The following is a 9,522-nucleotide window of genomic DNA, read 5'->3' as shown; positions in this document are numbered from 1 at the left end:
GTGGTGAAGATCGCTTCCGGGTCGGCAACGGGATGATTCAGCGAATTCAGTTGCGGCCCAGTGAAATCGGCGGTCGATCCGGGAATCATCAGCAACCCGCGGTCGTGGCCGTTGCGGCGCAGCTGGTCGAGGAAGACGACCTGGTCGGGGAAGATGTTCGCCGGGTCGCCGTGGTCGTCGTTGAGATCACGCAGCGCCGGATCGAGGAAGCACGGCGGCCCTGCCGAGGGGACGACCCAGGTGGCGTCGACCTGGGCGATGTACTGGCGGGAGCGGTCCATCTGACGCTGGCGCTTCTGCGTCCCGAACGACTCCTTGGCGCGAGCCGGCATGTCGTAGACCATCGGGTACCAGATGGCGCCGGAGTACTGCAGCATGTGCACGTCGACGGGCCCGAATTGGGACGCGAGGACTTCCAAATCCACGGGGCGCGCGTCGTTCATGTTGAACGCGACCGTCTGGCCGTCCGACACCACCAGACCCGAGTCGCCGATGGGTCCGTCGGCCGGTGCGCGCAGCGCGATGATCATCACGTCGAGGTCGCCGTTGCGCCCGCTGACGCGGTGTTTCACCGAGTCAGTGGTCTCGAAGAACCGGTGGAAGCCAAGCGCTTCGAGCGCGCGACGCAGGTCCGGCACCGGGTAATCGGGCAGCAGGACGACGGCATCCTTGTTGACGTGCGCGGCCAGATGGGCCGGGTCGAAGTGGTCCTTGTGCAGGTGGCTGACGTACAGGTAGTCGCAGTCGCCGAGTTCGTCCCAGTCCAACTGGCTGTTGTCGGGGAACGGGAACCACGACGCGAAGTACGCAGGGTTGACCCAGGGGTCGCAGAGGATGCTCCCTGCGTTGGTGTCGATCAGGAAGCCTGCATGTCCGACGCTTGTGACCTGCACTTATCGCCCTTTCCGCGCCCTACGCGTGGATTCGATGGTACCGGGACCGGTCGGGTTACTCGTCCCACCGCTCCCGGTAGTAGGCGATCCGCTCTTGGTCAGGGGCCACGCCGTAGGCCTCCAGCAGCGCCGCTTCCTGGCCGCCGGAGGACCCGAAGTTCCACGCCAGGGACATGGTCGCCACCGCCAGGTCGGACCATCGGTCCGCGACACCGAGGTCCCCGAGGTCGACGTGGCCGGTGCAGAATCCGTCATCGCCGACGATGGTGTTGGGCGCGCAGGCATCGCCGTGGCAGACCACCAGCCGGTCGGCGGGCGGCGCGTCGGCCCGTACCCAGGCCGGCGCACCGAACGGACACCGGTCGACCGGAAGGGCGTCGTGCAGCCGTCGGAGGCCGGCGCCGATCGCGCGCGCCGCGTCCAACGGTCGCGCGATCCAGTGCGGATCCACCGCCGAGCGTCCTGGCAGCGCCGCTGTGTGCAGCCACCCCGGCCCCGTCGAGAGCACTTTCGGCACGGCGGCGAAATCAGCCGCCCACCGCAATCGCGTCACCTCGGCGTCGAGCAGCCCGGCGTGCTGGTCTGGGTAGACCTTCACGAACTCCCTGGCCACCGCGAACGTCACGCCGCCGAGCTCGTTGAGCCACACCGCGGTGACTTCGCGGCCGTCCGCGATCCTGGCGACGGCCTCGGGGATCGGCACCGGTGCGGTCGGAAAGCTCACCCCGGACACACTTCCACGCGGCCCCTGCGGAGTCTTCTTCATCGGTCTGCGAGGTGACGGCACTAGGCTGGTATGTCGTGGAGCCGGTATACGGGACTGTCATCAGAGCTGCCCGCGTAATTTGGCGGCTGCAGGGGCTGAAATTCACCATCACCGGCGTCGACAACCTGCCCGCCACCGGTGGCGCCGTGATCGCGATCAACCACACCAGCTACTTCGACTTCACCTTCGCCGGGTTGCCCGCCTTCAAGCAGGGCCGCGGTCGCAAGGTGCGGTTCATGGCCAAGCGCGAGGTCTTCGACTCCAAGGTCAGCGGCCCCATCATGCGCGGCATGCACCACATCCCGGTCGACAGGGACAGCGGTGCCGCATCGTTCGACGCTGCCTGCCAGCGGCTCAAGGAGGGCGAGCTCGTCGGCGTCTATCCGGAGGCCACGATCAGCCGAAGCTTCGAGATCAAGGACTTCAAGTCGGGTGCCGCCCGGATGGCGATCGCGGCGGACGTACCCATCGTCCCGCACATCGTGTGGGGTGCCCAGCGCATCTGGACCAAGGGCCGCCCGCGCAACTTGGTCCGGCCCAAGGTGCCCATCTCGGTGGCGGTCGGCGAGCCCATCCAGCCCACGTTGCCCGCTGCCGAGCTGACGGCGCTGCTGCACTCGCGGATGCAGCACCTCCTCGAGCAGGTGCAGGACGCGTACGGCGAGCACCCCGCGGGCGAGTTCTGGGTGCCGCACCGCATGGGCGGTGGCGCCCCGACGCTCGGCGAGGCCAATCGGATGGACGCCGAGGAGGCGGCCGAGAAGGCCGCGCGCCGCGAAAAGCGGTTGGCGCAGGAGCGTTCGGACCCCGAACCGAACGAGTCCTCGGGGTAGTGGCATGGAACCGGTCTTCCGCGCTCTGGAGATCGCGGGCAGGACAGCGGTGCGAGCCACCGGAACGCGGATCTCCTACCAGGGTCTGGACAATGTCCCGGAGGTCGGCGGCGCGGTGATCGCCATCAACCACACCGGTTACATCGACTTCCTGCCCGCCGCACTCGCGGCCATGTACGGTCGGCGCCGCCTGAGGTTCATGATCAAGTCCGAGATGCAGAGGGTGAAGATCGTCAACTTCCTGATCAGGCATTCGAAGACCATCCCGGTGGACCGCAGGGCCGGAGCCGGGGCGTACGCGGTGGCCGTCGAGAGGTTGACCGAGGGCGAGCTGGTCGGCGTCTACCCGGAGGCGACCATAAGCAGGAGCTTCGAGCTCAAGGAGTTCAAGACCGGTGCGTCCCGAATGGCGCTGGAGGCGCAGGTGCCGATCATCCCCCTCATCGTCTGGGGCGCTCAGCGGGTGTGGACCAAGGACCATCCGAAGAGCGTGGGCCGCAAGAAGACTCCGATCACCGTGGCGGTCGGGACGCCGTTGCCTCCGGTCGGCACCCCCGAATCGCTGATGGACGAGCTCCGGGTCGAGATGACGGAGCTGCTGTACTCGGTGCAGGAGACCTACGAGCATCCCGAGGGTGCGTACTGGGTGCCGCGCAGGCTCGGCGGGGGCGCCCCGACGCTGAAGGAGGCTCGGATACTCGACGAGGCCGAGCTCGCCGAGCGCGCCCGCAATCAGTCGGAGAACCACTAGTGCTGCCGTCTCTGATCGCCACCGACGTCGACGGCACGCTCCTCGACGAGAACGAGGAAGTCACACCTCGCACCAGGGCGGCGGTGCGGGCCGCAGTCGACGCGGGCACCCAGTTCGTGCTCGCGACGGGCCGGCCACCACGCTGGATCGCGCCGGTCGTCGACGCGCTTGGCTTCGCGCCGATGGCGGTCTGCGCGAACGGAGCCGTGGTCTACGACTCGGCCACCGATCGCATCCTTTCGGCCAGGACGTTGTCCGCCGACGTGCTGGTCGAGCTGGCCGAGGTGGCGACCCGCATCATCCCTGGGGCAGGGCTCGCGGTGGAACGCGTGGGCCGCAGCGCCCATGACGCAGCGACGCCAGGTTTCCTGAGCTCACCCGGTTACGAGCACGCCTGGCTCAACCCCGACAACACCGAGGTGTCACTCGCCGACGTGCTGAGCGCGCCCGCGGTGAAGCTGCTGATCCGCAAGGCCGACGCACGGAGTTCGGACATGGCCGCCGCGCTGGCCCCGCACGTCGGTCTCCAGGGGGATCTGACCTACTCGACCAACAACGGTCTGATCGAAGTGGTGCCGCTCGGCATCAGCAAGGCGACCGGCGTCGACGAGGTCGCGGCACCGCTCGGCATCACGGCATCCGACGTCGTCGCGTTCGGTGACATGCCCAACGACATCCCGATGCTGCTGTGGGCGGGGCTCGGCGTCGCGATGGGCAACGCGCATCCGGAGGCCAAGGCGGCCGCCGACGAGGTGACCACGCCCAACACCGACGACGGGTTGGCGCGCGTCCTCGAGCGGTGGTGGCTCTAGGCCCGATCGTCGATCGGGGTGAAGCGCTCGAGCTGCACGGGTGAGCTGCCGTCGGCGAGCGGGATCTCGAGGGCGATGCCGTCGATCACTCGGGTGACGGTGCCGTGCTCGCGATCGAAGTTCAGCGTGCCGTGCTGGAAGTTCTGCACGATCCACTGCGGTTCCTGAATCTCGCCGCTGGTGGGCAGCCCGAGTGCACCGCGCTCGAAGCCCAACTTGCCCCACGCGTCGTAGATGGCGCCGGTCACCGGTTCAGCACCGCTGGCAGGCGACCAGTAGAGCGCACCGTTGGCGAACGTCACGTAGCGCGACGCACCGGCGCCTGCGGTCTCGGGGGTCTTCGGCGCACCGAGCGGGCTCGCCTCGCTGCCCATCGACGCCCACTTTCCGAAGATCGCACCGCCGCGCAGCGTATCGGCCAGATCCCGTGGCCCGATGGGCGTGTTGAAGTGGGCGGCGGTGTCGCGCAGGAGGTCCATCTGGGCGTAGGCCGCGTTGCCGGGGCAGTCGGTGTTGCCGACGTCGCGGTGCGTGAAGATCGTCGGCAGCTGGATCGTCGTACCGCCGGGAATCTTCGTGAACGAACCGCCCGCCGACGTGAGGGAGACGGTGCCCTTCGGGTCGACGCGGTCAAGGCCGAGGCGCCAGCCCAGCAGGCGGCCGGTGGTGCGCAGCTGGATGGGGGTCGGTGGCACGTCGTCGAAGTTGCCGAGCATCGCCACCCCCCAGGTGTCGAGGTTGAAGCCGCCGGTGTGGGCGCCCTCGACGGGCCGATCCATGCCGCCCGCGCGTCCCTCGAACACCTGCCCGTACTTGTCGACGAGCGCGTTGTAGGCGATGTCGCACCAGCCGAGCATGCGGGTGTGGTACTCGAAGATCGAGCGGACTATCCCGGCTGAGTCCTCGGGGGTGTAGTCGTTGCTGCCCGCGGTGTGGTGCACGATGCCGGCGCGAATTCCGGCGTCGTACACGGGTTTTCCGCACACTTGCGATTCGTCGGCGCCCCACTGGCCGCGTCCGATGAAGGCGGGTGGCACCCCAGGCGGGGTGGCGGCCTCCGGCGGCAGCGACGAGATGTCGACCGGCGCCTGCGGCGGGCTGATCAGGACGGCCTTCAGGTCTTGGCTCAATGGCCGCTCGACGTTGACCGGTCGGTACCCGAGGCCCGGCTTCGAGGGCGACGGGGCCATGGGGCGCGCGACGGGGGTGGGCCGGGTCACCGCGATCTGAACGTCGGTGGTGCGGCCGACGAAGACGGGATCGGTGCCGCGGACTCCGGACCCCTCGGGGCCGACGCCGTCGAGGTTCTCGGCGTTGTACCACGGACCCCACGAGCCGTCGGGTTTCTTGGCCCGCACGCGCGCCGACGTCCCGGTCAGATCGTCAGCTGTCAGGGCCACCATCGAGAAGGGGGTGTCCTGGTGTAATTCGCGGACCGTCTCGCCGCTCCCGACGGCGGTCAGCGGACGTTCGGCGATGAGGGTCTTGGTGGTGCGCGGTGCCTTCTCGGGTTCGCCAGGCGTGCCGAATACGGCCAGCGGCAGGATCACTGCCGTCGCCGCGACGGCAGAGAAGAGCAGCGACGGCAATTGGCGGCGAAACGGCACGGCACGATGTTACGTATGAGTCGGGTGTTACCAGTGTTTCGACACGGCTCGCGGTGGGTACATCAGCGCGCAACGGCACCGCAGAGCCCGTTGGGGCCTTCTGCGGTGCCGTTTCGTCGCAGGATCTAGGCGCCGGGAATCGCTGCAGGAGCTGCCGCGGCCGCCGCTGCGGGTGCCGCGGCACCCTGCTGGATGGCTCCGGTGATCGCCGGCATGACCATGCCCTTGAGCAGGTCGATCGCCTGCCCGGCGCCCAGCGTCTGGGCCGCGCTGCCGAGGTCGCCGAGCAACCCCCCTCCGCCACTGCTCGCCGCGGGTGCGCCGAGGCCGAGCGAAGGATCGCCGCCGAGGATCGGGTAGGTGCCCGAGGAGGGATCGAGGCCGACCGGGTCGGCGATCGGGACCTCGCCCGCACCGGGCAGGCCGAGGCCCGTGCTCGGTGTCGTCAGGCCGCCGAGCCCAGCCGGGCTGGTCAGCGCCGGGTTGGCCCCTGGTGTCGTGAGGCCAGGCGCCGTGGCGGTCGCCGGCGGCACGCTCAGGCCCGGAGCCGTCAAACCAGGTGTGGTCAGGCCAGGCGACGTCAGCCCCGGTGTGGTCAACCCAGGTGTCGTCAGGCCAGGCGTCGTCAGGCCAGGAGAGGTGAGGCCGGGCGACGTCAGGCCGGGCGAGGTGAGACCAGGCGAGGTGAGGCCGGGTGAAGTCAGGCCTGGGCTGGTGAGCCCCGGACTGGTGAGCCCCGGTGTGGTCAAGGGACTGGCCAGCCCCGGCGTGGTCAACGGACTCGTCAGCGTCGTCGCCGACGGAGCACCGGATCCGGTCAGGAGGCCGGTGGGCAGCGGCGGCAGGTTGACACCGAACTGTGACAGCCCCTGCGTCAGCGCGCCGATCAGTTCGTTGGGCAGGTCGGTGGTGAGGGCGGCAGCGACGAATTCGCGGTGCTGCGGAGCGGCCTCGGTGGTGGTGGACAGGTCGGATAGCGCGGCAACTGCGACTGGACTTGCGACGGCCAGTGCGGCGACTGCGCTCATGGCTGTCGAGAGCTTGCGTCGACGACGGTTAGGCACGGAAGTCTCCTCAGTGATTCTTTTCAGTGCGTAAAACTTGGACTACGGGTGTTCGGATCCAACGCGTTCGATGGTACGGCTGGGACTGGTGTGTCTAGAGTGACGATGCTGAATCGTGAGCGAATCGCGACCTGCCTGGGTGCCGCGAAAGGCTTTGAGACGGGCCGAGCGCACATTCGGGCCGCGACTCATCCGTCGGATACCCTTGCTGCCGATGACAGCTCCTACCTCCCGGGTCGCTGCGCTCCAGTCCACCGGCCGATTTGACCTCTTAGTCGTCGGTTCCGGGTTCTTCGGCCTGACGATCGCCGAGCGCGTGGCCACCCAACTCGACAAACGCGTTCTGGTGGTCGACCGCAGACCGCACATCGGCGGCAACGCCTACTCCGAACCCGAACCCGAGACCGGCATCGAGGTCCACAAGTACGGTGCCCACCTCTTCCATACGTCCAATCAGCGGGTGTGGGACTACGTCAGGCAGTTCACCGAGTTCACGAATTATCAGCATCGTGTCTTCGGGCTGCACAAGGGCCAGGCGTACCCCTTGCCGATGGGCCTCGGCCTGGTATCGCAGTTCTTCGGCAAGTACTTCACGCCCGAGGAGGCGCGTGCGCTGATCAAGGAGCAGTCCTCCGACTTCTCCGTCGACGACGCCACCAACTTCGAGGAGAAGGCCATCGCCCTCATCGGGCGCCCGCTCTACGAGGCCTTCATGCGCGACTACACCGCCAAGCAGTGGCAAACCGACCCCAAGGAACTGCCCGCAGGCAACATCACCCGCCTGCCGGTGCGCTACACGTTCGACAACCGCTACTTCAACGACACGTACGAAGGTCTGCCGGTCGATGGGTACACCGCCTGGCTGCAGAACATGGCCGCCGATGATCGCATCGAGGTGCGGCTGGACACCGATTGGTTCGATGTCCGCGACGAGCTCCGCGCCGCCAGCCCGGCCGCGCCGGTGGTCTACACCGGCCCGCTGGATCGCTACTTCGACTACGGCGACGGCAAGCTCGGCTGGCGCACGCTGGACTTCGAGTTGGAGGTCTTGAACGACTGCGGGGATTTTCAAGGCACCCCCGTCATGAACTACAACGATGCCGACGTGCCGTACACCCGCATCCACGAGTTCCGGCACTTCCATCCCGAGCGCGCCTACCCGACGGACAAGACCGTCATCATGCGGGAGTACTCGCGGTTCGCCGATGACACCGACGAGCCCTACTATCCGATCAACACCGAGTCCGATCGCGAACTGCTCGCCACGTACCGCTCGCGAGCCAAGGCGGAGACCGAATCGGCCAACGTGTTGTTCGGTGGACGGCTGGGCACCTACCAGTATCTCGACATGCACATGGCAATCGCCAGTGCGCTGAACATGTACGACAACACGCTGGCGCCGCACTTGCGCGACGGTGCGCCGCTCAGCGACACCGGAATAGAAAGCAGCCGAGCATGAGTGACATTCCGTCGGGCGCGCTCGACGCCGGGCAGTTGAAGGCGGTCAGCCTGCTGTCCCGCATCATCCTGCCCCGCCCGGGCGAGCCACTGGACGTACGCAAGCTCTACATCGAGGAGTCGAGCACCAACGTCAGGCGCGCACACGCCCCGACGCGCACCACGCTGGAGATCGGCGCGGAGTCCGAGGTGTCGTTCTCCACGTACTTCAACGCCTTCCCGGCCAGTTACTGGCGGCGCTGGTCGATCCTCGAATCGGTGGTGCTGCGCGTCGAGCTGACGGGCAGCGCGCGCGTCGACGTCTACCGCTCCAAGGCCACCGGCGCCCGGGTCACGGTGGGCGGCAGCGCCGTGTCGAGCGTGGATCAGGACACGCCCGCGGTCATCGAGTTCGAGATCGGACTCGGCCCGTTCGAAGACGGTGGCTGGATCTGGTTCGACATCACGACCGACGCCACGGTCACCGTGCACAGCGCCGGTTGGTATGCGCCGACGCCCGCGCCGAGCCGCGCCAGCGTCGCGATCGGCATCCCGACGTTCAACCGGCCGTCGGATTGCGTCAACGCGCTGGCGACGCTGACGTCGGATCCGTTGGTGGACGAGGTGATCACTGCGGTGATCGTGTCCGATCAGGGCACCAGCAAGGCCAAGGACCACCCCGACTTCGCCGCGGCGGCCGCCGCACTCGGCAACCGGCTGACGATTCACGATCAGCCCAACCTGGGTGGCTCCGGCGGTTACAGCCGCGTGATGTACGAGGCGCTGAAGAACACCGACTGCGAACAGATCCTGTTCATGGACGACGACATCCGCATCGAGCCCGACTCGATCCTGCGGGCACTCGCGCTCAACCGCTTCGCCAAGATCCCGACGCTGGTCGGCGGTCAGATGCTCAACCTGCAGGAGCCGTCGCACCTGCACGTGATGGGCGAGATGGTCGACCAGGCGAACTTCATGTGGAGCGGTGCGGTCAACACCGAGTACGACCACAACTTCGCCAAGTACCCGCTCAACGACGAAGAGGAGTACCGGAGCAAGCTGCTGCACCGCCGCATCGACGTCGACTTCAACGGTTGGTGGATGTGCATGATCCCGCGCAGCGTCGCCGAGGAACTCGGGCAGCCGGTGCCGCTGTTCATCAAGTGGGACGACGTCGAGTACGGGCTACGGGCCGGCGAGCACGGCTACCCGACGGTGACGCTGCCCGGTGCGGCCATCTGGCACATGGCGTGGAGCGACAAGGACGACGCCATCGACTGGCAGGCGTATTTCCACCTGCGCAACCGCTTGGTGGTGGCGGCCATGCATTGGGACGGAGACGTGATCGGCCTACTGCGC

9 protein-coding genes are annotated in these 9,522 nt (G+C 67.8%); 5 read left to right on the top strand and 4 right to left on the bottom strand.

The window, feature by feature from the left end; translation table 11 throughout:
- Together ACRDUX_RS31170 and ACRDUX_RS31165 are read right to left on the bottom strand one after the other, a co-directional pair.
- Positions 1-893 (bottom strand): MBL fold metallo-hydrolase (locus ACRDUX_RS31170; RefSeq protein ID WP_526419760.1); only part of this gene is annotated, 893 nt, incomplete at its 3' end.
- 55 nt (positions 894-948) lie between these two features.
- The gene (locus tag ACRDUX_RS31165; protein WP_526419758.1) at positions 949-1,617 is read right to left on the bottom strand and encodes a phosphotransferase; all 669 of its coding nucleotides are present in this window, start codon (positions 1,615-1,617) and stop codon (positions 949-951) included.
- A 77-nt stretch (positions 1,618-1,694) separates the two neighbouring features.
- Here ACRDUX_RS31165 and ACRDUX_RS31160 point away from each other — a divergent pair, with 77 nt between their 5' ends.
- The 3 genes from ACRDUX_RS31160 to ACRDUX_RS31150 are packed head-to-tail and all read left to right on the top strand — an operon-like array spanning position 1,695 to position 4,055.
- Complete coding sequence (locus ACRDUX_RS31160) at positions 1,695-2,492, top strand: lysophospholipid acyltransferase family protein (RefSeq protein WP_526419757.1); 798 nt, start codon at positions 1,695-1,697, stop codon at positions 2,490-2,492.
- Between the two features lie 4 nt (positions 2,493-2,496).
- A complete protein-coding gene (locus tag ACRDUX_RS31155) occupies positions 2,497-3,243 on the top strand; it encodes a lysophospholipid acyltransferase family protein (RefSeq protein ID WP_526419755.1) in 747 nt (248 codons plus the stop codon).
- Entirely contained in the window at positions 3,243-4,055 is an 813-nt protein-coding gene (locus tag ACRDUX_RS31150) for a Cof-type HAD-IIB family hydrolase (RefSeq protein ID WP_526419753.1), read from the top strand. The genes ACRDUX_RS31155 and ACRDUX_RS31150 overlap by 1 nt, the downstream gene beginning before the upstream one ends.
- Here the strand turns inward: ACRDUX_RS31150 and ACRDUX_RS31145 are convergent.
- Together ACRDUX_RS31145 and ACRDUX_RS31140 are read right to left on the bottom strand one after the other, a co-directional pair.
- Positions 4,052-5,662, bottom strand: coding sequence for an N-acetylmuramoyl-L-alanine amidase (locus ACRDUX_RS31145; RefSeq protein WP_526419751.1), 1,611 nt, complete (start codon positions 5,660-5,662; stop codon positions 4,052-4,054). The genes ACRDUX_RS31150 and ACRDUX_RS31145 overlap by 4 nt on opposite strands.
- Before the next feature lie 125 nt (positions 5,663-5,787).
- A complete protein-coding gene (locus ACRDUX_RS31140; protein WP_526419750.1) occupies positions 5,788-6,726 on the bottom strand; it encodes a hypothetical protein in 939 nt (312 codons plus the stop codon).
- A 214-nt stretch (positions 6,727-6,940) separates the two neighbouring features.
- Here ACRDUX_RS31140 and glf point away from each other — a divergent pair, with 214 nt between their 5' ends.
- Positions 6,941-8,185: a UDP-galactopyranose mutase gene (gene glf, locus ACRDUX_RS31135; protein WP_526419748.1), complete on the top strand. Its 1,245-nt coding sequence runs from the start codon at positions 6,941-6,943 to the stop codon at positions 8,183-8,185.
- Positions 8,182-9,522, top strand: a 1,341-nt coding sequence (locus tag ACRDUX_RS31130) for a glycosyltransferase family 2 protein (RefSeq protein ID WP_526419746.1), incomplete at its 3' end; no start/stop codon positions are given. The genes glf and ACRDUX_RS31130, both read left to right, overlap by 4 nt.

It is taken from the genome of Mycobacterium sp., from assembly GCF_050701675.1.
Taxonomy (GTDB): Bacteria; Actinomycetota; Actinomycetes; order Mycobacteriales; family Mycobacteriaceae; genus Mycobacterium.
This window is presented reverse-complemented; position numbering and strand designations above follow the sequence as displayed.